Here is a 24,697-nt window from a genome sequence, read left to right on the forward strand (position 1 = left end):
CCAAGATCAGTCGTTCCGCCCCGGACGGGGCCGGGGGCCGGTCAGCCCGGTCGGGATCCGGTTGATCGCCTGGAGCGCGAACTCCTGCGTCCGGGTGAGCCCGCGCGAGCCGGCGGCCGGGCCGCCGTCCGGGGCCTCCCGCGCCGCCCCCGCGAGCTGCGCCTTCGCGCTCAGCCCGTAGGACAGGAACAGCAGCAGGACGAATCCGCCCAGGTAGACGAGGTGCTCGGCGAGGCCGCCCCAGCGCGCGGTGAAGACGTCCAGGACGGCGAACATCGCGAACCCCGCCATCCAGCCCGCGAGCGCGGGCACGAACAGCATGTCGCGGCGCAGCGCCACGCCCGCGACGGCGGCGAGCACGAGCGCCGCCTCCACCGCCTTCACGAGGACGAGCACGCCGGTCGCCGCCCCGGACCCGGCGGAGGCGAAGTAGCCCTCGATCTCGTCCCGCCGGTCGGTCCACAGGAGCAGGCCGGTGGCGAGGCCCGTCACGCCGTAGGCGATGAGGAACACGCCGACCGCGTAGTGGAAGCGGTGCCACGTCCGGCCCGCCCGCGTCCGCGCGCCCGCCGCCCCCGGCCCGACCGGTCCGGGGCCGACCGGGCCCGGCACGCCCGGGCCGGGCGGCGCCGGTGGGACGGCGCCCGCCGGGGTGCCGACGATCGGAGTGGCGTCCGGGTCGGCTGCCGGCTCCGGGCCCAGCGTCATCTTCGCCCCCATGCTCCCGTTCCTCTGCCTACGCGCAAGATATCCCGGAACCGCGCACGATATGTCGAGGAGGCTCCCGCGCTTGCCGTCCGTGCCCCGCTACCGCGCTGCCCGGGCGCCGTCCGCGCCGCGCCGCACCGCGCTGACCTGCGGGGTGCTTGCTTCCCGCGCGGGGAAGGGGGAGGCTGTGATCTCGTCGGGCCATGCGGAGTCCGTGAGGGGACTGAGGATGACGCCTGACGATACGGGAACCGCCGCGCCGTCGAAGACGCGGGTCGAATATCTGGAAGAGCTCGGCGAGGAGCTCGTGAAGCGCGGCTTCCGGGTGCGGATCGTCCTGCCCAGGGGCCAGACGCCCGCCCTGCACGTGCTGAACCCGGAGGCGTCCGCGCTCACCGAGAACATCATCGCCGAGCGGGGGCCCGACGGCTGGTGGTACTGGTGGTCGTGGGCCGAGCGCATCGTGCCCGCCGACGACGCGTCCGCCGCCGCCGACCGCGTCGCGCGCGTCCTCGCCGTCTGAGCGCGGCGCGCGCCTCTCCGTCCCGCACCGGGTCCGTCCCGCACCGGTCCGTCCAGCACCGGCGCCCCGCCTCGGCCCGGCGGCCCATCGCCGCCGCCGGGCCCGGCGGCGGCTGAATGTTGAGCCTCCGAACATTCGCCCGCACCCGCGCCCTCGCGCGCCTTCCCGCCTCTTCCGCCCGCAGGGTCCGGTTCCGCACGGGTGAACTCGCGTTACTTGATTGTTATCGCCAGCAACAAATCGACCGTCCGGCAGGTCTGGCGCAACGGACATGCGCGACATAAGTTGCGGGGCACAACATTCTCGTCCGGGGCCGCGCGGAGCACGGCCACCGGCACCGGCCCTCCCCCCGGCCGCGGCACGGCGGCCGCCCCCAGAAAGGACCCGGGCAAATGCGCAAGGGGATCCTCTGCCTGACGGCCGTCGCGGCGGCCGCGGCGCTCACTCTCACCGCGTGCGGGGACGACTCCGGCGACGGCGCCGCCGCGTCCGGCTCCGGAGCGGTCAAGGGCAAGGTCGGCGTGATCCTGCCGGACACGACGTCGTCCGTCCGCTACGAGAGCTTCGACCGGCCCTACCTGGAGCAGGCGTTCAAGGCCGCCGGGGTCGGCTACGACATCCAGAACGCGGAGGGCTCGACCCAGCGGTTCCAGACGATCGCCGACCAGATGCTCACGAGCGGCGTCACCGTCCTCATCGTGGACGGCCTCGACTCCAACTCCGCCGCCGCCGTCCAGCGCAAGGCGCAGGCGCAGGGCGTGAAGACCATCGACTACGACCGGCTGGCGCTCGGGGGCGTGTCCGACTACTACGTGTCGTTCGACAACGTGAAGGTCGGCGAGGAGCTCGGCAAGGGCCTGCAGAAGTGCCTCGGCGACAAGAAGAGCAACATCGTCTACCTGAACGGCGCGCCCACCGACAACAACGCGACGCTGTTCGCGAAGGGCGCGCACACCGTGCTCGACCAGGCCGCGTCCTACACGAAGGTCGCCGAGCAGGCCGTCCCGGACTGGAAGGCCGAGAACGCCGCCACGATCTTCGAGCAGATGTGGACGGAGCGGAAGGGCGCCATCGACGGCGTCGTCGCCGCCAACGACGGGCTCGGCAACGCCGTCGTGTCGATCCTCAAGAAGAACAAGGAGGCCGGCAAGGTCGCCGTGACCGGCCAGGACGCGACGCTTGAGGGCCTGCAGAACATCCTCGACGGCAACCAGTGCATGACCGTCTACAAGCCGGTCAAGCAGGAGGCCGACGCCGTCGCCAAGCTCGCCGTCGCCCTGATCAAGGGCGAGAAGGGCGAGACGAACGGGACCGTGAACGACCCGGAGGGCAAGCGGGACGTCCCGTCCGTGCTGCTCAACCCCGTCCCGATCTTCAAGGACGGCGTCAAGCGGGTCGTCGACGACGGCTTCATCAAGAAGGCCGACCTCTGCAAGGGCGCGTACGCCGCCAAGTGCAAGGACGCGGGCATCGAGTAGCCCCGTCCGCGCCGACCTCGTGGCGGGCCCCGGACCACTGGGGACCCGTCCCGGGCCACCCGGAAACCCGGGACGACCGGGGCCCGCCACGAGCACACGCCGCGCCCGCGGCGCACGCGCCGACCCCTCGAAAAGGAGACACGTGGCAGAAAACGGAGACCCCGTCCTCCGCCTGACCGGGCTCAACAAGAGCTTCGGCGCCGTCCATGTGCTGCACGACGTGGACTTCACCGTGCGGCTCGGCGAGGTGATGGCCCTCGTCGGCGACAACGGCGCGGGGAAGTCCACCCTGATCAAGTGCATCGCCGGGATCCACCCGGTCGACTCGGGGCGGATCGAGTTCGACGGCCGCGAGGTGTCGATCGACAGCCCGCGCGCGGCGTCCGCGCTCGGGATCGAGGTCGTCTACCAGGACCTCGCACTTGCCGACAACCTGGACATCGTGCAGAACATGTTCCTCGGCCGCGAACGGCGGAAGGGGATCGTCCTGGACGAGGCGTCCATGGAGGAGGCGGCGAGGCGGACCCTCGCCCGGCTCTCGGTGCGGACGGTGCGGTCCGTCCGGCAGCGGGTCGCGAGCCTGTCCGGCGGGCAGCGGCAGACCGTCGCGATCGCCAAGGCCGCGCTCTGGGAGTCCAAGCTCGTGATCCTGGACGAGCCCACCGCCGCGCTCGGCGTCGCGCAGACCCGGCAGGTGCTCGACCTCGTCCGGCGGCTCGCCGACACCGGGCACGCCGTCGTCCTCATCTCGCACAACATGAACGACGTGTTCGAGGTGGCCGACCGCATCACCGCGCTGTACCTCGGCCGGGTCGCGGCGGACGTCGCCCGCGCCGACGTCACCCACGGCCAGGTCGTGGAGCTCATCACCGCCGGCCGTTCCGGCGATCTCGGCCTCGCGCCGCAGACCGCCGCCGAGAGCATCTGAAGGGGGGCCAGGTGTCCACCGACATCCCCGGGAACCGCCTCGCGAAGGGCGGCGAGCCCGCCATGGCGCTGGCGGACGGCGACTTCGCCACCGACCGCCGCGAGCACGACATGCGCTCCGCGCTGCTGGACTACTGGAACCGGATCAGGTCCGGCGAGCTCGGCGCGCTGCCCGCCGTCCTCGGGCTGATCTCCCTGGTCGTGCTGTTCGCCGCGCTGAAGCCCGACACGTTCCTCAGCAAGGGGAACATGGCGAACCTGTCGGTGCAGGCGCTGCCGATCACGATCCTCGCGATGGGGCTCGTGTTCGTCCTGCTCCTCGGCGAGATCGACCTGTCGGCGGGCGTCGCGAGCGGGCTGTGCGCGGCGGTGCTGGCCAAGCTGATCACCGACGCCGGGCAGCCCTGGTACGTCGCCGCGCTCAGCGCCGTCGCGATCGGGATCGTGATCGGAACCACGATCGGCTGGCTCGTCTCGGTGCTGCGGATCCCGTCGTTCGTCGTCACGCTGGCGTTCTTCCTCGGCCTGCAGGGCGTCACGCTGAAGCTGATCGGGCAGGGCGGCACGGTGCCCGTCCGGGACGACGTGATCTACGCGCTCGCCAACAAGAACATGCCGGTCTGGCTCGGCTGGGTCCTCGCCGCCGGCTGCGCCGCCGCGTACACGGCGACGCAGGTGCTGCGCTGGCGGCGGCAGCGCGTCCGCGGGCTGCACTCCAGGCCGCTGGAGTTCGTCCTCGCGCAGAGCGCGGTCGTCTCGGCGGCCCTGCTGGTCAGCGCCTACGTCCTCAACCTGGACCGCGCGCCCAGCCCGCTGATCACGCTCGGCGGCATCCCGTGGGGCGTGCTGCTCGCGGGCGTCCTGCTGGTCGTGTGCTCGTTCGTGCTCGGACGCACCGCCTACGGGCGGCACATCTACGCGGTCGGCGGCAACGCCGAGGCGGCCCGCCGGGCCGGGATCAACGTCACCCGCATCCGGATCTCGGTGTTCATGATCGGGTCCGGGCTGGCCGCGATCAGCGGGATCGTCGCCGCGTCCCGGCTCAGCTCCGTCGCCACCGACGCGGGCGGCGGCAACACGCTGCTGTACGCGGTCGGCGCCGCCGTCATCGGCGGGACGAGCCTGTTCGGCGGGCGCGGCAAGGCCCGCGACGCCGTCCTCGGCGGGCTCGTCATCGCGCTGATCGCCAACGGGCTCGGGCTGCTCGGCACCAGCGCCTACCTCAGCTACCTGATCACCGGCCTGGTGCTGCTGCTCGCCGCGAGCATCGACGCGCTGGCCCGGCGGCGGCGCTCCACCGCCGGGCGATGACCCCGTGACCCCGGCGCGGGACGGCGGCGGGGAGCCGGTGGCCCGCCCCATCGGCTCCCCGGCCGTCCCGGACGGCCCCGGTCCGTTCCGGGGGGCGTGGGGGGTCGTCCCCCCACCGGACGCCGGTCCGGACCGTTTCGGCGCTCCGTACGCTGCTGATACGCTCACTGACCACGACCGCCTGGCGCGCGGGGGCGGTGTGGCACGGTGGGAGCCCCTCGGGATGTCAGTGACGCCAGCCCTGGATCTGCGCGGCGTCGACAAGAGCTTCGGTTCCGTCCGGGTGCTCCACGACGTCGCGTTCACCGCCTATCCGGGCGAGGTCACCGCGCTCGTCGGCGACAACGGCGCGGGCAAGACCACCCTCGTGAAGTGCATCGGCGGCATCCACCCGTTCGACCGGGGCGAGTACCGCTTCGAGGGGCGCCCGGTGCGGGTCGGCAGCCCGCGCGACGCCAGCCGGCTCGGGATCGAGATCGTCCACCAGGACCTCGCGCTCTGCGAGAACCTCGACATCGTCCAGAACCTCTTCCTGGGGCGGGAGCGGCGCCGCGGCCTGTCCCTCGACGAGGACACGATGGAGGAGATGGCGCGGACGGCGCTGTCCGGGCTCGCCGTCCGCACGATGGGGTCGGTGCGGCAGCGGGTCTCGACGCTGTCCGGCGGGCAGCGGCAGACCGTCGCGATCGCCCGCGCCGTCCTCTACGACAGCAAGGTCGTCGTCCTGGACGAGCCCGCCGCCGCGCTCGGCGTCGCGCAGACCCAGCAGGTGCTGGAGACCGTCCGGCGGCTCGCCGACCGCGGCCTCGCCGTCGTGCTGATCTCGCACAACATGAACGACGTCTTCGCGGTCTCCGACCGGATCGCCGCGCTCTACCTCGGCCGGATGGTCGCCCAGGTCAGGACGGCCGACGCCACCCACCGGCAGATCGTGGAGCTGATCACCTCGGGCGCCGCCGGAGACCCGGGGCCGCGCCGATGATGAAGGGCGGCCCGTCCCAGGAGGACATCCGGCGCCACAACCTCGGCACGCTGCTGCGGTTCGTGCACCTGCGCGGCCCGGCGTCGCGCGCGGTGCTCGCCGAGTCGCTCGGGCTCAACCGGAGCACGATCATGGCGCTGACGGCCGACCTCACGGCGGCGGGGCTCGTCCGGGAGGAGCTGCCGCGCGGCCCAGGACGGCGGGCCGGGCGGCCGTCCCTGGTCGTCCGGCCCGAGTCGACCCGCGTGTACGTGCTGGCCTTCGAGGTCGGCGTCGACCGGCTCGTCGTCGCCCGGGTCGGGCTCGGCGGCGTCGTGCTGGACCGGCGCGAGGGCGTGCGCGCCCGCGACTCCGACCCCGCCGACCTGCTGGGCGTGCTCGTCGCGGGGGCGCGGTCGCTCGTCCGCAAGGCCGAGCGGGACGCGGTGTGCGTCGGCGCCTCGGTCGGGTTCCCGGGCACCGTCCGCCGCTCCGACGACATGATCATGTTCGGGCCCAACCTGGACGTCGGCGACCTGCGGCTCGGCGACGCGCTGTCCCGCCGGCTCGGGCTCGGCATCCCCGTGTCGGTCTGCAACGACGCCAACCTCGGCGCGCTCGCCGAGCACGAGCGCGGCGCCGGGGTCGGCTGCGACAACCTGATCTACCTGCACGGCGACGTCGGCGTCGGCGGCGGCATCATCGCGCACGGGCGGCTGCTCGGCGGGGACGAGGGCTACGGCGGCGAGATCGGCCACATGATCGTCAACCCGGGCGGGCGGCCCTGCGCCTGCGGCTCGAACGGCTGCCTGGAGGCCGAGGTGGGGGAGCGGACGCTGCTGCGCCACGCGGGCCGCGAGGAGGTCCCCGGCCAGGCCGGGCGGGACGCGGTCCGCGACATCGTCGCCGCCGCCGACGCGGGCGACATCGCCGCGCGGGAGGCGCTCCAACGGGTCGGAAAGTGGCTCGGGCTCGGCGTCGCCAACCTCGTCAACGTGTTCAACCCCGGCATGGTCGTCTTCGGCGGGACGCTCCGCGACATCTACCTCGGGTCGGCGGCGCAGATCCGCAGCGTCCTCGCGACCGGGGCGCTCGCCGCCCCGCGCGAGAAGGTCAAGCTCCGCACCGCCGCGCTCGGGGACGACACGACCCTCGTGGGGGCGGCGGAGTTCGCCTTCGCCGAGGTCCTCGCGGACCCGCTCCAGGTGCTGGCCCGCCTCCGCGCGCCCGAGGACTCGACCGTCAGCTGAACGTCCCGTAGGAGCTGCGGTAGAAGACGAGCGGCGCGCCGTCGTGGTGCTCGGCCAGGTCGAGGACGCGCGCGACGACGATCACGTGGTCGCCCGCGACGTGCTCCTGCTCCACCGCGCACTCGATCCAGGCGATCGCGTCGTCGATCATCGGGGCGCCGCCGGGGGACGCCGTCCAGCCGATCCCGGCGAACTTGTCGCCGCCCCGCAGCGCCAGCCGCTCGGACACCTCCAGCTGCGACTCGCCGAGGATGCTGACGCACAGCAGGTCCGCGCTGCGGAGCCGCGGCCAGGTGGTGCTGGTGTGCGCCACGCAGAACGCGATGAGCGGCGGGTCGAGCGAGACGGACGTGAACGAGTTCGCGACGAGGCCCGCGGGGCGTCCCGTCCCCGGCTCGGCGGCGGCGACCGCGACCACGCCGGTCGCGAACCGGGCCAGCACCGAGCGGAAGGCGGCGGGGTCGACGGCGGTCAGCGGTCGTCCGGACGGGCCGTTGGGCGATCCGTACATGGCAGTCCGTTTCATGGCCGGGGCACTGTCGCTGACCACTAAAGCCCCTCATGCGGCGTTCTGATTCCCCGGACCCCCGATCTCGGCCGAAGGTCCCGCCCCGACCTCCGACCATCGACCGAACCGCGGCGCCGCTTGCCGAACGGCGGGTCAGGGGCGGCGGAGCTCGGCGGGGGCGTTCATGATGACGGCGGCGTAGGGGGTGAGCGCGACCTTGGTCGTGCCCTCCAGGAACGCGCGCATGGCTCCGGCGAGCCGGGCCTTGACGCGGGCCGGGACGCGCGGCCCCTCGTGCAGCGCGAACCACGCGATCCAGCCGACCGTGACCACCGCCCAGTACGACACCAGCCGGTAGAGGCCCACGGCCGCGACGGCCGGGGACAGCGCCGCGCCCAGCGTGACCAGCGACGCGGCCATGCTGCCCTCGATCGCGCCGAGGCCGCCGGGCAGCAGCGGCAGGATGCTGCCCGCCGCCTGCGCGGCGAAGTAGGTGAGGGCGACGCCGTCGAGGTCGACGCCGATGCCGACCGCGTGCGCCGCCGCCAGCAGCGCGAGGATGTCGAACACCCAGTTCAGCGCGGACAGCGCGATCAGCGCGGCCCAGTCGCGCCGGGTCGGGCGCAGCACCGCGGGGACGCCCGCGAGCCGCTCCGCGTGCGGCGCGATCCGCGGATGGGCGACCGCCGCCCGGTACAGGCGCCGGAGCGGCGCGGTGACCAGGGCGCGCGTCGGCCGCCAGGCGAGCGCGGCGGCGAGCAGCGCCGCCGGGACGAGCGGCACCGACAGCGCCACCAGCGCCGGGCCGCGCGAGCCCGGCGCGACGAGCAGCGCGGCCACCCCGATCAGCGAGTACGCCGACGTGGTGATCACCCCGCCGGCCAGGATCACGGCCGTGGCGAGCTGCGCCGACGCCCCGCCGCGGCGGAACTGCCGGAAGGTGTAGACGACGCTCACCGCGGGCCCGGCGGGCAAGGTCGTGGACAGCGCGTTGCCCGCGTAGGTGATCGCGAACGCGCGGCGCAGCGACATCCGCAGCCCGCCGATGCGCAGCAGCCTGCGCTGGAGCCGGGCGAACGCGCCCATCGACCCCGCGACGGCGAGGACGACCACCGTGAGCCAGCCCGGATCGGCGTGCGAGGCGGACGTCCACATGACGCTCAGGTCGGGCAGTTGGTCGCGGTACAGCGGGAACGCGGCGAGCACCCCGAGGAGCAGCCCCCACTGCGCGAGCACTCCGGCCCGTCGCCATCGCGGCCGCGCCTGTGCCTGGGCCTGTGCCTGCTCCGGCTCGGCCACCGCGAGGCTCGCGTCGGCGCCGGAGTCGGTGCCGTTGGTGCCGTCGGCGGCGTCCTGCGTGCGGGGGGCGGTGGCTTCGGCCTGGGGGCGGACCGGTGCCGTGACTGTGTCGTGCATGTCCCGGTCACCTCGCAAGCTAGCCCCGCTTTGCGCAACCTATGCCGCGCCTATGACATTCCCCGCGGTGCGAGGCCGAACCGCGAAGAAACTCTCGCCACACCCGTTACCCGGGCGGTGCCGCTCAGTTTGATCAGGGACTTCGGGCGGCCCGGCCGGGCGGCCGTGACCGGAGGCGGCCGGACGGCCCCGGCCGCCTCCGGTCAGGGCCGCCGGGTCGGGTTGACGGCGTCGGTCTCGGCGGCGACGTCCGGTCGCGGACGCTCGTCCTCGCCCGGCCGCGCGGCCTCCCGCTCGTACTCGGAGATGCTGAGCCCGTCCCTGCTCTCCTCGGGCTCCTCGATCCGCAGCCCCTCGGGCGGGTCGGTGACGTACTCCTCCGTCAGGCCGATCTGCTCGTCCTGCGTGTTGTCGCCCATGTCGTCCATGTCCGCGCGGAAGTCGCGGGACTCACCGGGCTCGCGCGCCCTCATGGCTCCTCCCCGGTCCGGTTGGTTTCACCTGGTTCATTCGGTCTTCGCCAGGTTTTCGGGTGTTGGACCGTTATCCCCGGTGTCCGGGCCGCTATTCGCGGGTCCGCGGACGGCGACGCGGTCCTGGCCGAAAACAGGGGTGGTCTGTCGTACCCGGATGGTTACGATCCGGTCATGGGCGTAGAAGCTGTGATCTTCGACTGGGGCGGCACGCTGACCCCGTGGCACGACCTCGAACTGGCCGACATGTGGCGCGCGATCTGCTCCGCCCACCTCCCCCCGGACGACGTCGAGAAGGCCGCGACCGAGCTGGCCCGCGCCGAGCTCGACCTGTGGCAGCGCAGCGACCGGGAGCACCGCAGCGGCACCCTGGACGAGCTGTTCGACCTCGCGGGCGTCCAGCCGACCGGCGAGATGCTCGCCACCCACTTCGAGGTCTGGACGCCCCACACGCACACCGACCCGGCCGTCCCCGCGCTGTTCAACGCCCTCCGCGAGCGGGGGATCAAGGTCGGCGTCCTGTCCAACACGATCTGGTCGCGCGACCTGCACGAGCGCATCTTCGCGCGCGACGACGTCCTGCACCTGCTCGACGGCGCCGTCTACACCAGCGAGATCCCCTGGACGAAGCCGCACGAGAAGGCGTTCCGCGCCGCCATGGACGCCGTCGGCGCGGCGGACCCGTCGTCCTGCGTGTTCGTCGGGGACCGCCCCTACGACGACATCCACGGCGCCAAGTCCGCCGGGCTGCGCGCCGTGCAGATCTGGCACCAGACGACGCACGCGTTCGAGCGTCCCGGCCTCACCCCGCCCGACGCGCTCATCCACGACCTCGACGAACTGCTCCCGCACGTGGAGCGCTGGCACGCCGCGTGACCGCCCGGCCGGTCAGGGCTTGCGGGCGGTGATCAGGTCGCGGGTGATGGCCTGGTCGACGCGGTGCCGGAAGCCCCGGTAGGCCTCGGAGTCCCGCACCTCCAGGCCGCTGGAGGCGAGGATGTCGGCGAGGTCCTCGCGGCGTCCGACGTAGGTGTTCCAGGAGATGCCGACCGCGCCGCCCGGCCGCAGCAGCGCCGCCCATTCCGGGACGGCCGCCGCCAGCAGCTCGACGGGGCTGCGCGAGAGCTGCGGCTTCCCCCGGCGGCCCGGCTGCCCGCCCTTCGGACGGCTCCCGTGCCGCACCCCGTACGGCGCGTCCGTCACGATCAGGTCGAACGAGGCGGGGCGGAAGAACCTCCCCGCGTCGAGGGAGTCGGCGTTCACGACGGTGATCTCCATCGTCTCGCCGCTCTTGTACCGCTCCCTGGACGCGCCGAGCGTCACGTGCAGGCGGCGTCCGAGCACGGCCTTCTCCCGCCGGATGGGGGCGATCTCCGCCTGGTGCTTCACCCGGTTGTTCTTCAGCCAGGTCTTGATGAAGGCGGCGTAGGCGTCGAAGTCCTTGGCGTCGATGTCGATCCCGGCGGCGTCCAGGCCGTACATCATGGCCTGGTTGAGTGTCGTGCCCCGGCCGCACATCGGGTCGAGGACGCGGGGGCGTCCCGTCACCAGGTCCATGGGGGAGCCGGACGCCATCGCGGTGACGTTCAGTAGCAGCTTGGTGAAGTACTCGTTCGTCTTGCCGGAGTACTTCTGGATGGTGAGCAGGTCGCTGCCGAACAGGTCGAGCGGCTGCAAGGTGACGGGACGCAGCAGTCCGCCGTCCTCGATCCGGAACAGCGCGTAGAGCGACGACAGGTTCGACAGGAGGCGGACGTCCTGCTCCGACAGCTCGTCCGCCGTGAACGTCACGTACGGGACGCCGCCGATGGCGGTCTCGCGGATGTCGCGGACGCGTCCGTCCATGGCCCGTTCGCCGAACACCGCCAGCTCCGCCTTCACGAGCCCGGCGGCGGCCTGTGCGTAGACCCGGTTGTGCGAGGGGGAGACGAGGAGGCCGTACGCGGTCATTCGCCCGACCCTACCGGCTCATCGCCCCCTCCTCGCCGCCGCTGCGGGAGGCCGCCGGGAGCCGTGCTCCCGGCGGCCTCCGCACGGCCCTTGTGCGGGCCGTTCCCTCCCGGTTCAGGCGGCCCGCGCCGGACGCTCCCCGCCACCGGACTCGCCGGACGGGGAGGCCGCGGGCAGGGCCCGCCGGGCGGCGGCCGGAAGCTCCGGCGGCCCGTCCGGCTCCAGGTCGGGAAGGTGCCGCGCGGCGGCGGCCAGCAGTTCCTGGACGCTGCTCTTCAGGCTGGCGAGGTCGGCCCGCGCCACGTCGGCCTGCGCCTGGGCCCGCCGCGCCTGGCGGCGCGCGGCGTCCCGCTCGGCGGCGAGCCGGGTCAGCTGCTCGTGGTAGGCGGCCCGCAGTTCGTCGAGGGCGCTGCGCTGCGGAGTGGTGGACATGCCGGTCTGGACTCCCTCCCCCGAGATCATCCCTTCGAATGGGACTAACGCGATCAAACAGGCGTTTCGTTCCCGCCGTGCGGCAGATCACTCGCCCTGATCGACACGGAATCGGAACGGCTCGCAAAGGGGCCGGTCGAAGATCATTCGCCGGGTTCGGGACGCGGCTCGACCGCCGCGTCCGGCAGCCCCGGGAACGCGTCCGACGGCATCGCGGCGCCCGCCCTGGAGCGCCAGCCCGCTGACCGCGCCACCGCCCGCCGCGCCCCGTCGGCGGCGAAGGCGCGCAGGTCGGGGGACGAGACCCCGGCGAGCCCCACGTAGGCGGGGACGAGCCCGTCCTCCAGCGCCGCCGCGAGCTGCGCGGCGCTGCGCGCGGACGTCGGCCGGACGGGCAGCCGGTAGGCGGGCGCGGCCGCGACCGGCGTCCCGGACGCGATGGCGATCAGCCGGTCGCGCTGGGCGCGGTGCGCCGCCCAGACCGATTCGGCGATCCCGCGCAGCGTCCCGGCGAGCCGGGCGCCGAGCACCCCGTAGCCGTACACCGCCGCGTGCTCGGCGGCCAGCGCCCGCTGGAGCGCCTCGGCGGCCGACCGCGTCCCGACCGCAGGCGGCTGGCCCTTCACCGTCACGGCGTGGCCCGCCTCGCACGCGCCGATGCTCGCCAGCAGCTGGGCGAGCGCCGGGGTGGCCTTCGCCGCGTCCGCCGTGCGCGCCTCGGCGGCGCGGTTCTCCAGGTCGCGCAGCAGGGCGAGCGCGCCGCCGCCGAGCGGCACCGGCACCGCGCGCGGGGGCGGGATCGCGCCGCCCTCGTCCGCCCGGTCGCCCGAGCCGGGCACGTAGTGCCGCCGCAGGGCACCGAGGTGCGCGCGATGGTGGGCGAGGACCGGCGCCAGCCGCTTCGCCAGCCAGGACTCCGCCGCCCTGGCCGCCGCGTACGCCGCCTCGTAGGTGGCGACGAGGTCCTGCTCGGACGCGATGGCGCCCGCCAGCGTCGACACGTCCGTGCGCGGGGCCGCCGAAGCGGCGCAGCCCGCCAGCCACGGCGCGGCGAGCGCGCCGCCCGCCAGCGCGGCGCCCCGGCCGAGCAGGGCCCGGCGCGACAGGGTTTCGGGGGACAGGGTTTCGGGCAGGCGCGGCTGAGGTCCCGGCCGGGTCTCCGAGGGGGGTCCCGGCGTGCGCGTCCAGGCCTCTGGCAAGGGAGTCTCCTCACCCGGTGACGTGGTGGCGGCGGCCTGGCGCGGCCCCGGGAGCGGGGGCGTCCATCAGGCCAGCTCAAGCATTCCATATCCGCCGCGCCGGTGAGCCGTCCGAAAAACCGCTGCGGTCTCCGGCTGTCGATAGTCTTGAGGTGTCAACGGACGAGCGGCGACATCCGCCCATCACGGGCGGCACAACAGGAGGAGGTCCCATGAGCGTCGAGTCCCGCGGTGGCCGCGCTCAGGGGAGGCGCGGCGGGGCGGGCGGCGAGGCCGCCCGGACGGACGCGCCCCCGCGCCCCGGCCGGGCCGCCGCCGTCGCCGAGCTGACCGCGCTGCTCGCGCCCGCCGTGGCCGCGGCGGGCTTCGACCTGGAGGAGGTCGAGGTGCGCCCCGCCGGGCGGCGCCGCCTGGTCCGCGTCGTCGTCGACGGCGACGACGGCGTCGGCCTCGACGACATCGCCGCGATCAGCGAGCGCGTCTCCGCGCTGCTCGACGCCGCCGACGCCATGGGGACCACGCCCTACGTGCTGGAGGTGTCCTCCCCGGGCGTCGACCGCCCCCTCACCGAGCCGCGGCACTGGCGCCGCGCCGTCGGGCGGCTGGTCGTCGCCCCGCTGGCCGAGGGCGGCCAGATCGAGGGCCGGGTGGTCGCGGCCGACGACGCGGCCGTGGAGATCGACGTCGTGCCGAAGCGCCGGGGCAAGGGAGCCGGCGCGGGCGGCGCCGGGTCCGCCGGGAAGCAGGCCGCGAAGTCCCCCGGGAAGCCCGCCGGGACCGTGCGGCGCCGGTTCGGCCTGGACGAGCTGGGGCGCGGCCGCGTGCAGGTGGAGTTCAGCCCGCCGCGCACGGCCGAGGGAACGCGTTCTCCGGCTGAGCCGGACTAGAGGGGGGAACCTCGTGGACATCGACATGACCGCCCTGCGGTCCCTGGAGAGCGAGAAGGACATCTCGCTCGACGTGGCCGTCAAGGCCATCGAAGACGCGCTGCTGATCGCCTACCACCGGACGGAGGGCGCCGCGCCCCGGGCGCGCGTCGAGCTCGACCGGCAGAGCGGGCACGTCACCGTGTGGGCGACCGAGACCGACGACGAGGGCGAGAACGCCCGGGAGTACGACGACACCCCGTCCGGGTTCGGGCGGATCGCCGCGACCACCGCCAAGCAGGTCATCCTCCAGCGCCTCCGCGACGCCGAGGACGAGCTGACCTTCGGCGAGTACGCGGGCCGCGAGGGCGACATCGTCAGCGGCATCATCCAGCAGGGCAAGGACCCGCGGAACGTCCTGGTCGACCTCGGCAAGATCGAGGCCGTCCTGCCGCCGCAGGAGCAGGTGCCCGGCGAGCGCTACGAGCACGGCGAGCGGCTGCGCGCGTACGTGGTGCAGGTCCGCAAGGGGCACCGCGGCCCGTCGGTGCAGCTCTCCCGGACGCACCCGAACCTCGTCCGCAAGCTGTTCGCGCTGGAGGTCCCGGAGATCGCGGACGGCACCGTCGAGATCGCGGCGATCGCCCGCGAGGCGGGCCACCGCACCAAGATCGCGGTGCGCTCGCGCAAGGCCGGGGTGAACGCCAAGGGCGCCTGCATCGGCCCGCTCGGCAGCCGCGTCCGCAACGTGATGGCCGAACTGCACGGCGAGAAGATCGACATCGTCGACTGGTCGGACGACCCGGCCGAGTTCGTCGGGAATGCGCTGTCGCCGGCGCGGGTTTCCCATGTGGAGGTCGTGGACGCCGACGCCCGGGTCGCCCGGGTCGTCGTCCCCGACTACCAGTTGTCCCTGGCCATCGGCAAGGAAGGGCAGAACGCCCGGCTAGCCGCGCGGCTGACCGGGTGGCGGATCGACATCAGGTCCGACACCGAACCCGAGCAGACGCCCCCCAAGGTCGCCGAATCCGACGAAACGGGATCTTCTACGCCAGGGGCCCATGCGACCGGCCCCGCCGACGCGTCGGCGCGGTAGACTCATGAAACGTGGCCGGGCGGCCCGAGACAGGTTCGGGCGGTGAACTCAGTTCGCACGTGTGTGGGTTGCCGGGTTCGCACGGTCAAGTCCGACTTGCTGCGCCTTGTCGTGGTCGAGGGCGTCATCGTCCCCGACCCGCGTGGGCGGCTGCCGGGGCGGGGCGCGCATCTGCACCCCGATCCGGAGTGCCTTGAGCTCGCAGAGCGGCGTCGGGCGTTCCCGCGGGCGTTCCGCCTGCCGGGGCCGCTCGACAGCGCGGCGCTGCGGGCACGGCTTGCGGCCCGCGCCGCGCGGCAGCAGGATGGCCGAATGGAAAGCGACGTCTAGTCGGAAGCAGGTCGAGATTGCTATGAGCGCTCGATGAGCACGCCGCGATGAGTACGGCAAGGTAGCGACGGTCCGGAGGCCGCACCCCCGGACCGAGTTAGGGAGTGCAGTGGCGAAGGTCCGGGTGTACGAACTCGCCAAGGAGTTCGGTGTAGAGAGCAAGGTCGTCATGGCCAAGCTCCAGGAGATGGGCGAGTTCGTAAGGTCGGCGTCCTCCACGATCGAGGCGCCGGTCGTCCGCAGGCTGACAGAAGCCTTCTCAAATTCTTCTTCCTCCAAGCAGGGGGACAGGCGGGCCGCGCCGAAGCGTCCTTCGGCGCCGCGGCCCGCCGCGCCGCGTCCGGGTCCGCCCGGCGGCGGCGATTCCCAGGGTTCGCGCCAGCAGGCCCCGCGGCCCGCCGCGCCGCGCCCGCCCGCGCCGAAGCCGGGTCCGGGCGTTCCGGCCCCCGGCCCCGGCGGCCAGGGCGGTCCCGGCGGCCAGGGCGCGCCGGGCGGCGGCCCGCGGCCGGGTCCGCCCCGGCCGGTCCCGCCCGCGCCGAGCACGCCGGTGAACGCGCCCGCGGCGCAGGGCCCGAGCGCCCCGCCCGCGGCCGGTCCCGGCGCCCAGGGCGGTTCCGGCGGCGCCGGAACCCGCGCCCCGGGCGGCGGCGGCCCGAAGCCGGGCCCGCGCGGGCCGAAGCCGGGCCCGCGCCCCGGTCCTCGCCAGGGCGGCGGGGGCGGCGGCCGTGGCCCCGGTGGGCCGCGTCCCGGCAACAACCCCTTCAGCTCGACCAACACCGGCATGGGCCAGGCGCCCAAGCCCGGTCCGCGTCCCGGCCCGCGTCAGGGCGGCGGTGACCGTCCGGGCGGCGGGGGCGGCGGCGAGCGCGGCGCCCGTCCGGGCCCGCGTCCCGGCGGCGCTCCGGGCGCCGGCGGCCCGCGTCCGAACCCGGGCAGCATGCCGCCCCGGCCGGGCGGCCCGCGGCCCAGCCCGATGAACATGCCGTCCTCGCGGCCGTCCGGCGCCCCCGGGCGCGGCGGTCCCGGCGGCGGTGGCGGCGGTCGCGGCCCGGGCGGCGGCGGTCGCGGTCCCGGCGGCGGTGGCCGCGGTCCCGGCGGCGGCGGTCGTCCCGGTGGCGGCGGCGGCTTCGGCGCGCCCCGCGCGGGCGGCGGTGGCGGCGGCGGCCGTCCGGGCTTCGGGCCCCGCCCCGGCGGCGGCGGTCGCGGACGCGGCGGCACGCAGGGCGCCTTCGGCCGTCCCGGCGGACGTCCCGCGCGCGGTCGCAAGTCGAAGCGGGCGCGTCGTCAGGAGTTCGAGAACATGCAGGCCCCCGCGGTCGGCGGCGTCTCGGCTCCGCGCGGCGGCGGCAAGACGATCCGGCTGCCGCAGGGCGCGTCCCTGACCGACTTCGCCGAGAAGATCGGCGCCAACCCGGCGTCGCTCGTCGCGATCATGATGCACCTCGGCAAGATGGTCACCGCGACCCAGTCGGTCGACCCCGACGACCTCATGGCGCTCGGGCTCGAACTGGACTTCGACGTCCAGGTCGTCAGCCCCGAGGACGAGGACCGCGAGCTCCTCGAGTCGTTCGACATCGAGTACGGCGAGGACGAGGGCGGCGAGGAGCACCTCCAGTCCCGTCCGCCGGTCGTCACCGTCATGGGCCACGTCGACCACGGCAAGACCAAGCTGCTGGACGCCGTCCGCCACGCGAACGTGCAGGCGGGCGAGGCCGGCGGCATCACCCAGCACATCGGCGCCTACCAGGTGGAGACGGAGGTCGACGGCGAGAAGCGCGCCATCACCTTCATCGACACCCCGGGCCACGAGGCGTTCACCGCCATGCGGGCCCGCGGCGCCGACACCACCGACCTGGTGGTGCTGGTGGTCGCCGCCGACGACGGCGTCAAGCCGCAGACCACGGAGGCGATCGACCACGCCACCGCGGCCGGGGTGCCGATCGTCGTCGCGGTCAACAAGATCGACGTCGAGGGCGCCGACCCGAACCGGGTGCGGGCGCAGCTCACCGAGTACGGCCTGGTCGCCGAGGAGTTCGGCGGTCAGACGCAGTTCGTCGACGTGTCCGCCCGCGAGCGGATCAACATCGACGGGCTGCTGGAGGCGATCATCCTGACCGCCGACGCCGAGCTCGACCTGAAGGCCAACCCCGACATGCCCGCCCAGGGCTCCGCCATCGAGGCCCACCTCGACAAGGGCCGGGGCGCCGTGGCGACCGTGCTGGTGCAGCGCGGCACGCTGCGGGTCGGCGACTCGATCGTCTGCGGCGTGGCGCACGGCCGCGTCCGCGCGATGCTCGACGAGAACCTGGAGAACGTCACGGAGGCGGGGCCGTCCCGCCCGGTGGAGGTGCTCGGCCTCGCGGCCGTGCCCGGCGCCGGTGACAACTTCCTCGTCGTCGAGGACGACCGGATCGCCCGGCAGATCGCCGACAAGCGGGTCGCGCGCAAGCGCAACGCCGAACTGCTCAAGAGCCGCAAGAGCAGCTCCCTCGAAGAGCTGTTCAAGGACCTGGAGCGCGGCGAGCGGCAGGAGCTGCTGCTCATCCTCAAGGGCGACGTGTCCGGCTCCGTCGAGGCGCTGGAGGACTCCCTGCTCAAGATCGACGTGGGCGAGGAGGTCAACCTGCGGATCATCCGCCGCGGCGTCGGCGCGATCACGCAGGACGACGTCAACCTGTCGCTGGCGTCCGAGGGCGCGGTCATCATCGGCTTCAACGTGCGTCCCGAGCGGAACGCGCAGGAGCTGGCCGACCGCGAGGGCGTCGACATCCGGTACTACTCGATCATCTACCAGGCGATCGAGGAGATCGAGGCGGCCCTCAAGGGCATGCTCAAGCCGGAGTTCGAGGAGGTCCAGCTCGGCCAGGCCGAGATCCGCGAGATCTTCAAGGTGCCGCGGATCGGCAGCGTCGCGGGCTCGATGGTCACCTCGGGCGTCATCCAGCGCAACGCCAAGGCCCGGCTCGTCCGCGACGGCGTCGTCGTCGCCGACAACCTCACGGTGTCGTCGCTGCGCCGCTTCAAGGACGACGCGACCGAGGTCCGCGAGGGCTTCGAGTGCGGTATCGGCGTGGGCTACAACGACATCAAGCTCGGCGACGTCATCGAGTGCTTCGAGATGCGGGAGAAGCCGCGCGACTGAGGCCGCGTGACTGAGGCCGCGCGATCGGGCCGCATGATCAGGCCGCGCACGTCCGCGCGGCACCGGCCGGACACCCGTCCGGCCGGTGCCGCGCGGCGTCCGGCCGGGCGTTCCCCTCGGGCGCGCCGACGTGACCGTCCAATGCCGACGTGATCGTTTAATCCGGTGACACGACGCCAGGCGGATCTTCTAGCCTGGCGTCTGTCATGTCCGGCTCGTCCCCGTCCCGGGACGGGTCGGGAACACGGCGGGCAGGCACCGTCGTTCAGTCTTCTGAGAATCCCGAGGTGATCGACCAGGTGTACGTGGGTGCGCTGACGCTCGACCTGCTGTTGGGGGACGTCCGCTCGCTGAAGCAGAAGCGGTCCGTCCTGCGGCCGCTCATCGCGGAGGTGCAGAAGCACTTCCCGGGGGTGGCCGTCGCCGAGACCGGCGGCAACGACCTGTACCGCAGGGCGGAGATCGGGGTGGCGGTGGTCTCGGGCACCGCCGCGAACTGCACCCAGGTGCTCGACCGGTGCGAACGGCTCGTTGCCGGGCGGCCGGAGATAGAACTGCTGTCCGCGAGGCAGCGGCTTTTCAACGACGACGACGAGTGAGTGTGTCCCCCCGGAGTGGGGGGCGCGGACGGGCGTCGTTGGACCATAGAGGGGTCGGCAGACCACAGAAAGGGAGTGCGATCATGGTGGACGCAGCCCGGGCGCGCAAGCTCGCCGACCGCATCCAGCAGATCGTGGCCGAGATGCTGGAGCGGCGGATCAAGGACCCGCGGCTCGGCTTCGTGACCGTGACGGACACCCGCATCACCAACGACCTGCGCGACGCCACCGTGTACTACACGGTGTACGGGTCGGACGGCGAGCGCGCCGAGACGGCCGCCGCGCTGGAGAGCGCCAAGGGCGTCATCCGGTCGGAGGTGGGCAGGAAGACCGGGGTCCGGCACACGCCCAGCATCACGTTCGTCATGGACTCCCTGATGGAGAACGCGGCGCACATCGACGACCTGCTGGCCAAGGCCAGGGCGAAGGACGCCGAGGTGGCGAGGACGGCGCAGGGCGCGTCCCCGGCGGGCGACCCGAACCCCTACCGCGTCGCCGACGAAGACGAAGACGAGTCCGAGGACGACGAGGCCGACGACACCGGCGCGGACGCGGACACCGGCGCGGACGACTCCGCCGGGCGGCCGGGAGCGGCGGACGGCGCGGACGGCCGCCCGGGCCGCCCGCCGTCATGACCGGGGACGAGGGGCGCGCGGAGGCGCCCGGCCCCGGAAGTTCCGGGGAATGGCCGCCGCACGACGCGGGCGGGCATTCCGTCACCGGGCACGACGTGGTCTCGCGCAACGGCGCGGGCCGCCGCGTCACCGACCCCCCCTTCGCGTCCGCCGCGCCCACGCCGCCGACCGCCGTCCCGCTCGGCCCCGCGCTCCCGGCGTCCGGCGCGCCCTCCACGCCGACCGCTCCCGCGCCGCCGCCCGCCGACCTGGAGTGGGAGCGGGCCGTCGAGCTGATCCACGCGGCCCGGGAGGTGTCCCTGGCCTGCCACGTCGCCCCGGACGGCGACGCGCTCGGCTCGATGCTGGCGCTCGCGCAGGCGCTCCGCGCGCTGGGCAAGCGCTGCTACGCCTCCTTCGGCGAGCCGTTCGCCGTCCCGGCCATCCTGCGGTTCCTGCCCGGCCAGGAGCTGCTGGTCGAGCCCGCCGAGATGCCGCCCGCGCCGGAGCTGATGATCTCCCTGGACGCGGCCGGGCGGGCCCGCCTCGGCGCCCTCGCGGGCGCGGCGGACCGGGCGGGCGCGCTGATCGTGGTCGACCACCACGCGTCCAACACCGGGTTCGGCGGCGTGCGGCTCGTCGATCCGGCCGCGGCCGCGACGGCGGTGCTGGTCGAGGAGCTGATCCGCAGGCTCGGCGTCCCGCTCGACCGGGACATCGCGCAGGGCCTCTACGCGGGCCTCGCCAGCGACACCGGCTCGTTCAAGTACCCGTGCACGACCCCGAAGGTCCACGACCTCGCGGGACGGCTGCTCACCGCGGGCGTCCGGCCTGAGGCCGTCAGCCGCGAGCTGTGGGACCGGGCGCCGTTCGGCTACCTCCAGGTCCTCGCGGGCGCGCTGTCGCGGGCCCGGCTGGAGCGCGACGCCGCGGGCGGCCGCGGCCTCGTCTGGACGACGATCGCCCGCTCCGACCGCCGCTCCGTCCCCTACGACCAGCTTGAGGGGATCATCGACCAGCTCCGCCGGACGGACGAGGCCGAGGTCGCGGTCGTCTGCAAAGAGACCGACGACGGGCGCTGGTACTTCTCCGTCCGGTCCAAGGGCAACATCGACCTGAGCGTGGTGTGCGCGGCGCTGAACGGAGGCGGCCACCGCGAGATGGCGGGCTTCCTCTGGTCGGGCACCGTGGACGAGGCGCTCGACCGCCTCCGCGCCCTCCTCCCCGCCGAGAGCTGACGGCCCGGCCCGGCGGCCCGGCCCGGCGGCGATGGCGCGGGCCGGGGGGCGGAGGCCGTTAGAATCGGCGTCCGTCCGTTGTCCGCCGAGGTCGAGGTGAAGCCAGAGCCATGGAATCGGGGCTCGTCATCGTGGACAAGCCGGCGGGCTGGACGTCCCACGACGTCGTCGGCCGGATGCGGCGGCTCGCGAAGACCCGGCGGGTCGGGCACGCGGGCACCCTGGACCCGATGGCGACGGGCGTCCTCGTCATCGGCGTCGGGAAGGCCACCCGCCTCCTCGGGCACCTGGCGCTGACCGAGAAGGCGTACGACGGCACGATCCGGCTGGGCGAGTCGACCAACACCGACGACGCCGAGGGCGAGGTCACGGCGACGTCGCCCGCCGACTCCGTCACCGACGCGGAGCTGCGCGCCGGGGTCGCCGCGCTCACCGGGCCGATCCGGCAGGTGCCGCCGCAGGTCAGCGCGATCAAGGTGAACGGGGAGCGGGCCTACAAGATGGCGCGCAAGGGCGAGGAGGTCGATCTCGCCGCCCGTCCGGTCACCGTGCACGGCTTCACGGTGACCGAGGTCAGGCGGCGGGGCGAGCTGATCGACGTGGACGCGACCGTCGTCTGCTCGTCCGGCACCTACATCCGCGCGCTGGCCCGCGACCTCGGCGCGGCGCTCGGCTGCGGCGGGCACCTCACCGCGCTGCGCCGCACCCGCGTCGGCCCGTACGACCTGTCCATGGCGCGGACGCTCGACCAGCTCGCCGAGCATCTGGAGATCATCCCGATGGAGGACGCGGTGGCCGCCGTGTTCCCGCGCCGGGACGTGTCCGACGACGACGCCCGCAAGGTCGCGCACGGCGGGCGGCTCCCGGCGGCCGGACTCGGCCCCGGCCCCGTCGGGGTCTTCGCGCCGGACGGCTCGCTGCTCGCGCTCGTCGAGGAGCAGGGCGAGGTCGCGAAGCCCCTGGCGGTCTTCGTCCCCTGACTCGGGGGAAGAAGGGGCTGGACGGGACGCCTGTCACGTGGCGATCATCACCGGGGAAACCGGTGCGCACTCAACCTACGCTCGCGTAACCTACGTTTCCGTAGGTTAGTTGCCCGAGGAGGTGGCCCATGATCTCGGTGGAGGAGACCCAGGCGGCGTCCCCGACCCGCCCGATGCTGCGCGGCTGGCTGCACGTCGGGGCGTTCCCCGCGGTGCTGGTGGCCGGGCTCGTGCTGGTCGCGCTCGGCCCGTCGACGCAGGCGCGGCTCGCGTCCGCGCTGTACGTGGCGACGTCGGCGATGCTGTTCGGGATCTCGGGGACCTACCACCGGCAGACCTCGGTCCGGCTCCTGGAGGCGCTGCGCCGGTTCGACCACGCCAACATCTACCTGATCATCGCCGGGACGTACACGCCGTTCGCCGTCCTCGCGCTGGACGGCGGCGTCCGCGTCGCCGTCCTCGCCATCGTCTGGACGGGCGCCGTGGCGGGCGTCGTCTTCCGGACGACGTGGATCGGCGCCCCGCGCGCTCTCTACGTCACCCTCTACATCGTCCTCGGCTGGGTGGCGGTGTTCTTCCTGCCGCAGTTCGTGTCCGGAGCGGGCCTCCTGGCCTGCCTCATGGTCGCGCTCGGCGGCGTCTGCTACAGCGTCGGGGGAGTGGTGTACGGGCTGCGCCGCCCGAACCCGTCGCCGCGCTGGTTCGGGTTCCACGAGGTCTTCCACGCCTGCACGCTCGCCGCGTACGTCCTGCAGTACATCGCCGTCTCGCTGGTCGTCTACCGGTCCGCCTGAACCCGGCGGCCGTTCCGCCTGAACCCGGGTGCCACCCCGTCCGCCCGCGCATGGCACTCTTAGGGACGGCAGGAAAGTCCGGGCAGGCACGTCCTACGCAGGGAGAGAATGGTGCGGCGCTGGAATGGCCTCGGCGAGGTCCCCGCTGACTGGGGCCGCTCGGTGGTCACCATCGGGGTGTTCGACGGCGTTCACCGCGGCCATCAGCGGATCGTCGGCGCCGCCGCGGACGAGGCGCGCCGCCGCGGGCTGCGGTCCGTCGTGATCACCTTCGACCCGCACCCGGACGAGGTCGTCCGGCCGGGCACCCACCCGCCGCTGCTCGCGAGCACCCGGCGCCGCGTCGAGCTGCTCGAAGGGCTCGGCACCGACGCCGTCGTGGTCGTGCCGTTCACGCTGGAGCTGTCGAAGATGGCGCCGGACGAGTTCGTCCAGTCGGTGCTGGCCGACCGGCTGCACGCGGCGCACGTGATCGTCGGCGAGGACTTCCGGTTCGGGCACAAGGCCAAGGGCGACGTGGCGCTGCTGCGCGACCTCGGCGACAAGTACGACTTCACCGCCGAGGGGATGCCGCTCGTGGCGAACGGCGACACGATCACCTCCACCTACATCCGCGGGCGGCTCGACGCGGGCGCGGTGGAGGAGGCGGCGCGGGCGCTCGGCCGCCCGCACCGGGTCGAGGGCGTCGTCGTGCGCGGGCACCAGCGGGGCCGCGCGCTCGGCTTCCCCACGGCGAACCTGGAGACGCAGCCGCACACCGCGATCCCGGCGGACGGCGTGTACGCGGGCTGGCTCGTCTGCGACTCCGACCGCTACCCCGGCTTCCGCTGGCCCGCCGCGATCTCCATCGGCACGAACCCGACGTTCGAGGGCGCCGGGGAGCGGACCGTCGAGGCGTACGCGCTGGACCGCGACGACCTCGACCTCTACGGCGAGCACATGGCCGTCGACTTCGTCGCCCGCATCCGCGACACGCTCAAGTTCGAGTCGGTCGAGGCGCTGATCGAGGAGATGCACCGGGACGTCGACCGCGCCCGGGAGATCACCTCCGGCTGAGCCGGGCGCGGCGCCGCGGCGGCTGCCTCCGCGAGCGGCGCATACCCTGCGACAACGCCGCTTTCCGCAACGTGACCGGGGGGCTTTCCGGCATGGTACGGTGAATAGTCGCCGGGAAGGGCCCCGGCGCGGCTGGCTGCACCCTCATGCGGCCCGCCACTCTCTTAACACGCACCATGCGGACCCGCGCGCCCACCGGGCCCGGATCTGCGGGTGTCGATCCATCGAAGGAGCCACGTGTCGCTCGACACCGCCACGAAAAACAAGATCATCTCCGAGTACGCGACCACTGAGGGTGACACCGGTTCCCCGGAGGTCCAGGTCGCGCTGCTCACGCGTCGGATCAACGATCTGACCGAGCACCTCAAGGAGCACAAGCACGACCACCACAGCCGCCGCGGCCTGCTGCTGCTGGTCGGCCGTCGTCGCCGGCTCCTTAAGTACCTGTCCAACAAGGACATCAACCGCTACCGGCAGCTCATCGAGCGACTCGGACTGCGCCGCTAGCAGGGTGCGGGAGTGGCCCCCGGGGCCACTCCCTTCCTTTTTGGCCGGACGGGGAGGCGCCGGAGCACGGCGCGCCCCGACCGGCGCGCCGGAGGCCCGGCCGACACGGTTCGGCCTTCCGGCGCGCCCGGCCGCCCGGGCCCCCGTGCGAGGGGCGCGGGCCGGCCAGTAAAACTGGAGACAAGCCTCGCGGACACCGCTGGTGCGGGCCGGTCCTCGGTAGTGGCCTCCGGATCGCGAAGCGATCCGGGCGCTTCGATCGAAGACCGGCAGCGTGACAAACCACGGGAAACGGCCGCGAGGACCGACATGGAACCCTGAGGAGGTTTCCCGTGACAG

Annotated in this window: 25 protein-coding genes; 18 read left to right on the plus strand and 7 right to left on the minus strand. The window is 73.9% G+C overall.

Annotation, left to right across the window (positions count from 1 at the left end):
• Positions 1 to 6 precede the first annotated feature (6 nt).
• On the minus strand, positions 7 to 720 hold the full coding sequence (locus tag ACH01S_RS01105; RefSeq protein ID WP_067884209.1) for a hypothetical protein: 714 nt from the start codon (positions 718 to 720) through the stop codon (positions 7 to 9).
• A 217-nt stretch (positions 721 to 937) separates the two neighbouring features.
• Between ACH01S_RS01105 and ACH01S_RS01110 the strand changes: the two genes are divergently transcribed.
• The 6 genes from ACH01S_RS01110 to ACH01S_RS01135 all read left to right on the plus strand — a co-directional run bounded on the left by ACH01S_RS01110 (position 938) and on the right by ACH01S_RS01135 (position 7,158).
• Positions 938 to 1,231: a hypothetical protein gene (locus tag ACH01S_RS01110; RefSeq protein ID WP_067884489.1), complete on the plus strand. Its 294-nt coding sequence runs from the start codon at positions 938 to 940 to the stop codon at positions 1,229 to 1,231.
• Positions 1,232 to 1,623: 392 nt separating this feature from the next.
• Positions 1,624 to 2,709 (plus strand): sugar ABC transporter substrate-binding protein, encoded by a 1,086-nt coding sequence (locus ACH01S_RS01115; RefSeq protein ID WP_067884211.1) that lies wholly within the window; start codon positions 1,624 to 1,626, stop codon positions 2,707 to 2,709.
• 142 nt (positions 2,710 to 2,851) lie between these two features.
• Positions 2,852 to 3,637, plus strand: a complete 786-nt coding sequence (locus ACH01S_RS01120; protein ID WP_067884215.1) for an ATP-binding cassette domain-containing protein — start codon at positions 2,852 to 2,854, stop codon at positions 3,635 to 3,637.
• An 11-nt stretch (positions 3,638 to 3,648) separates the two neighbouring features.
• Positions 3,649 to 4,947, plus strand: coding sequence for a sugar ABC transporter permease (locus ACH01S_RS01125; RefSeq protein WP_246236895.1), 1,299 nt, complete (start codon positions 3,649 to 3,651; stop codon positions 4,945 to 4,947).
• Between the two features lie 223 nt (positions 4,948 to 5,170).
• Complete coding sequence (locus ACH01S_RS01130; RefSeq protein WP_067884218.1) at positions 5,171 to 5,929, plus strand: ATP-binding cassette domain-containing protein; 759 nt, start codon at positions 5,171 to 5,173, stop codon at positions 5,927 to 5,929.
• Entirely contained in the window at positions 5,929 to 7,158 is a 1,230-nt protein-coding gene (locus tag ACH01S_RS01135) for an ROK family transcriptional regulator (protein WP_067884494.1), read from the plus strand. The genes ACH01S_RS01130 and ACH01S_RS01135 overlap by 1 nt, the downstream gene beginning before the upstream one ends.
• Here ACH01S_RS01135 and ACH01S_RS01140 read toward each other — a convergent pair.
• From ACH01S_RS01140 to ACH01S_RS01150, 3 genes are all read right to left on the minus strand, one after another.
• Entirely contained in the window at positions 7,151 to 7,669 is a 519-nt protein-coding gene (locus tag ACH01S_RS01140) for a flavin reductase family protein (protein ID WP_083980131.1), read from the minus strand. The two genes, ACH01S_RS01135 and ACH01S_RS01140, sit on opposite strands and share 8 nt — an antisense overlap.
• A gap of 150 nt (positions 7,670 to 7,819) precedes the next feature.
• The gene (locus tag ACH01S_RS01145) at positions 7,820 to 9,082 is read right to left on the minus strand and encodes a lysylphosphatidylglycerol synthase transmembrane domain-containing protein (protein WP_067884224.1); all 1,263 of its coding nucleotides are present in this window, start codon (positions 9,080 to 9,082) and stop codon (positions 7,820 to 7,822) included.
• Positions 9,083 to 9,285: 203 nt separating this feature from the next.
• Positions 9,286 to 9,555, minus strand: a complete 270-nt coding sequence (locus ACH01S_RS01150) for a hypothetical protein (RefSeq protein ID WP_067884226.1) — start codon at positions 9,553 to 9,555, stop codon at positions 9,286 to 9,288.
• Between the two features lie 174 nt (positions 9,556 to 9,729).
• On the opposite strand from ACH01S_RS01150, the gene ACH01S_RS01155 reads away from it, so the two are divergent.
• The gene (locus tag ACH01S_RS01155) at positions 9,730 to 10,431 is read left to right on the plus strand and encodes an HAD family hydrolase (RefSeq protein WP_067884231.1); all 702 of its coding nucleotides are present in this window, start codon (positions 9,730 to 9,732) and stop codon (positions 10,429 to 10,431) included.
• Between the two features lie 12 nt (positions 10,432 to 10,443).
• On the opposite strand, the gene ACH01S_RS01160 is transcribed toward ACH01S_RS01155, so the two are convergent.
• The 3 genes from ACH01S_RS01160 to ACH01S_RS45685 form a co-directional block, all read right to left on the minus strand.
• Complete coding sequence (locus ACH01S_RS01160) at positions 10,444 to 11,505, minus strand: TRM11 family SAM-dependent methyltransferase (protein ID WP_067884237.1); 1,062 nt, start codon at positions 11,503 to 11,505, stop codon at positions 10,444 to 10,446.
• Between the two features lie 114 nt (positions 11,506 to 11,619).
• Positions 11,620 to 11,937, minus strand: coding sequence for a hypothetical protein (locus tag ACH01S_RS01165; RefSeq protein ID WP_148344556.1), 318 nt, complete (start codon positions 11,935 to 11,937; stop codon positions 11,620 to 11,622).
• Between the two features lie 143 nt (positions 11,938 to 12,080).
• Positions 12,081 to 13,136 carry a ferritin-like domain-containing protein gene (locus ACH01S_RS45685; protein WP_246236897.1) on the minus strand — a complete coding sequence of 352 codons (1,056 nt, stop codon included), beginning with the start codon at positions 13,134 to 13,136 and terminating at the stop codon, positions 12,081 to 12,083.
• 212 nt (positions 13,137 to 13,348) lie between these two features.
• Between ACH01S_RS45685 and rimP the strand changes: the two genes are divergently transcribed.
• The 11 genes from rimP to rpsO all read left to right on the plus strand — a co-directional run bounded on the left by rimP (position 13,349) and on the right by rpsO (position 24,358).
• Entirely contained in the window at positions 13,349 to 14,023 is a 675-nt protein-coding gene (rimP, locus tag ACH01S_RS01175; protein ID WP_067884242.1) for a ribosome maturation factor RimP, read from the plus strand.
• A gap of 25 nt (positions 14,024 to 14,048) precedes the next feature.
• Positions 14,049 to 15,098, plus strand: coding sequence for a transcription termination factor NusA (gene nusA, locus ACH01S_RS01180; protein ID WP_067884500.1), 1,050 nt, complete (start codon positions 14,049 to 14,051; stop codon positions 15,096 to 15,098).
• A gap of 63 nt (positions 15,099 to 15,161) precedes the next feature.
• Positions 15,162 to 15,428, plus strand: a complete 267-nt coding sequence (locus ACH01S_RS01185) for a YlxR family protein (RefSeq protein ID WP_067884244.1) — start codon at positions 15,162 to 15,164, stop codon at positions 15,426 to 15,428.
• A 109-nt stretch (positions 15,429 to 15,537) separates the two neighbouring features.
• Complete coding sequence (infB, locus tag ACH01S_RS01190; RefSeq protein ID WP_067884247.1) at positions 15,538 to 18,570, plus strand: translation initiation factor IF-2; 3,033 nt, start codon at positions 15,538 to 15,540, stop codon at positions 18,568 to 18,570.
• A 287-nt stretch (positions 18,571 to 18,857) separates the two neighbouring features.
• Positions 18,858 to 19,169, plus strand: coding sequence for a DUF503 domain-containing protein (locus ACH01S_RS01195; protein ID WP_246236900.1), 312 nt, complete (start codon positions 18,858 to 18,860; stop codon positions 19,167 to 19,169).
• Positions 19,170 to 19,252: 83 nt separating this feature from the next.
• Positions 19,253 to 19,804, plus strand: a complete 552-nt coding sequence (gene rbfA / locus ACH01S_RS01200) for a 30S ribosome-binding factor RbfA (RefSeq protein WP_067884249.1) — start codon at positions 19,253 to 19,255, stop codon at positions 19,802 to 19,804.
• Positions 19,801 to 21,021 carry a DHH family phosphoesterase gene (locus ACH01S_RS01205; RefSeq protein ID WP_083980133.1) on the plus strand — a complete coding sequence of 407 codons (1,221 nt, stop codon included), beginning with the start codon at positions 19,801 to 19,803 and terminating at the stop codon, positions 21,019 to 21,021. Before rbfA ends, ACH01S_RS01205 begins: the two co-directional genes overlap by 4 nt.
• A 110-nt stretch (positions 21,022 to 21,131) precedes the next feature.
• Entirely contained in the window at positions 21,132 to 22,001 is an 870-nt protein-coding gene (gene truB, locus ACH01S_RS01210; RefSeq protein WP_067884251.1) for a tRNA pseudouridine(55) synthase TruB, read from the plus strand.
• Positions 22,002 to 22,129: 128 nt separating this feature from the next.
• Positions 22,130 to 22,795: a PAQR family membrane homeostasis protein TrhA gene (trhA, locus tag ACH01S_RS01215; protein ID WP_067884253.1), complete on the plus strand. Its 666-nt coding sequence runs from the start codon at positions 22,130 to 22,132 to the stop codon at positions 22,793 to 22,795.
• 111 nt (positions 22,796 to 22,906) lie between these two features.
• Positions 22,907 to 23,851, plus strand: a complete 945-nt coding sequence (locus ACH01S_RS01220; RefSeq protein WP_067884506.1) for a bifunctional riboflavin kinase/FAD synthetase — start codon at positions 22,907 to 22,909, stop codon at positions 23,849 to 23,851.
• Positions 23,852 to 24,088: 237 nt separating this feature from the next.
• The gene (gene rpsO, locus ACH01S_RS01225) at positions 24,089 to 24,358 is read left to right on the plus strand and encodes a 30S ribosomal protein S15 (protein WP_067884254.1); all 270 of its coding nucleotides are present in this window, start codon (positions 24,089 to 24,091) and stop codon (positions 24,356 to 24,358) included.
• Positions 24,359 to 24,697 lie beyond the last annotated feature (339 nt).

The organism is Actinomadura chibensis NBRC 106107, assembly GCF_001552135.1.
Taxonomy (GTDB): Bacteria; Actinomycetota; Actinomycetes; order Streptosporangiales; family Streptosporangiaceae; genus Spirillospora; species Spirillospora chibensis.

Bases quoted from the DNA above. Each gene is read 5' to 3' on its own strand.
- ACH01S_RS01105 (WP_067884209.1), bottom strand. From the start codon at position 720: ATGGGGGCGAAGATGACGCTGGGCCCGGAGCCGGCAGCCGACCCGGAC.
- ACH01S_RS01110 (WP_067884489.1), top strand. From the start codon at position 938: ATGACGCCTGACGATACGGGAACCGCCGCGCCGTCGAAGACGCGGGTC.
- ACH01S_RS01115 (WP_067884211.1), top strand. From the start codon at position 1,624: ATGCGCAAGGGGATCCTCTGCCTGACGGCCGTCGCGGCGGCCGCGGCG.
- ACH01S_RS01130 (WP_067884218.1), top strand. From the start codon at position 5,171: ATGTCAGTGACGCCAGCCCTGGATCTGCGCGGCGTCGACAAGAGCTTC.
- ACH01S_RS01135 (WP_067884494.1), top strand. From the start codon at position 5,929: ATGAAGGGCGGCCCGTCCCAGGAGGACATCCGGCGCCACAACCTCGGC.
- ACH01S_RS01140 (WP_083980131.1), bottom strand. From the start codon at position 7,669: ATGTACGGATCGCCCAACGGCCCGTCCGGACGACCGCTGACCGCCGTC.
- ACH01S_RS01145 (WP_067884224.1), bottom strand. From the start codon at position 9,082: ATGCACGACACAGTCACGGCACCGGTCCGCCCCCAGGCCGAAGCCACC.
- ACH01S_RS01150 (WP_067884226.1), bottom strand. From the start codon at position 9,555: ATGAGGGCGCGCGAGCCCGGTGAGTCCCGCGACTTCCGCGCGGACATG.
- ACH01S_RS01155 (WP_067884231.1), top strand. From the start codon at position 9,730: ATGGGCGTAGAAGCTGTGATCTTCGACTGGGGCGGCACGCTGACCCCG.
- ACH01S_RS01160 (WP_067884237.1), bottom strand. From the start codon at position 11,505: ATGACCGCGTACGGCCTCCTCGTCTCCCCCTCGCACAACCGGGTCTAC.
- ACH01S_RS01165 (WP_148344556.1), bottom strand. From the start codon at position 11,937: ATGTCCACCACTCCGCAGCGCAGCGCCCTCGACGAACTGCGGGCCGCC.
- rimP (WP_067884242.1), top strand. From the start codon at position 13,349: ATGAGCGTCGAGTCCCGCGGTGGCCGCGCTCAGGGGAGGCGCGGCGGG.
- nusA (WP_067884500.1), top strand. From the start codon at position 14,049: ATGACCGCCCTGCGGTCCCTGGAGAGCGAGAAGGACATCTCGCTCGAC.
- rbfA (WP_067884249.1), top strand. From the start codon at position 19,253: ATGGTGGACGCAGCCCGGGCGCGCAAGCTCGCCGACCGCATCCAGCAG.
- ACH01S_RS01205 (WP_083980133.1), top strand. From the start codon at position 19,801: ATGACCGGGGACGAGGGGCGCGCGGAGGCGCCCGGCCCCGGAAGTTCC.
- truB (WP_067884251.1), top strand. From the start codon at position 21,132: ATGGAATCGGGGCTCGTCATCGTGGACAAGCCGGCGGGCTGGACGTCC.
- trhA (WP_067884253.1), top strand. From the start codon at position 22,130: ATGATCTCGGTGGAGGAGACCCAGGCGGCGTCCCCGACCCGCCCGATG.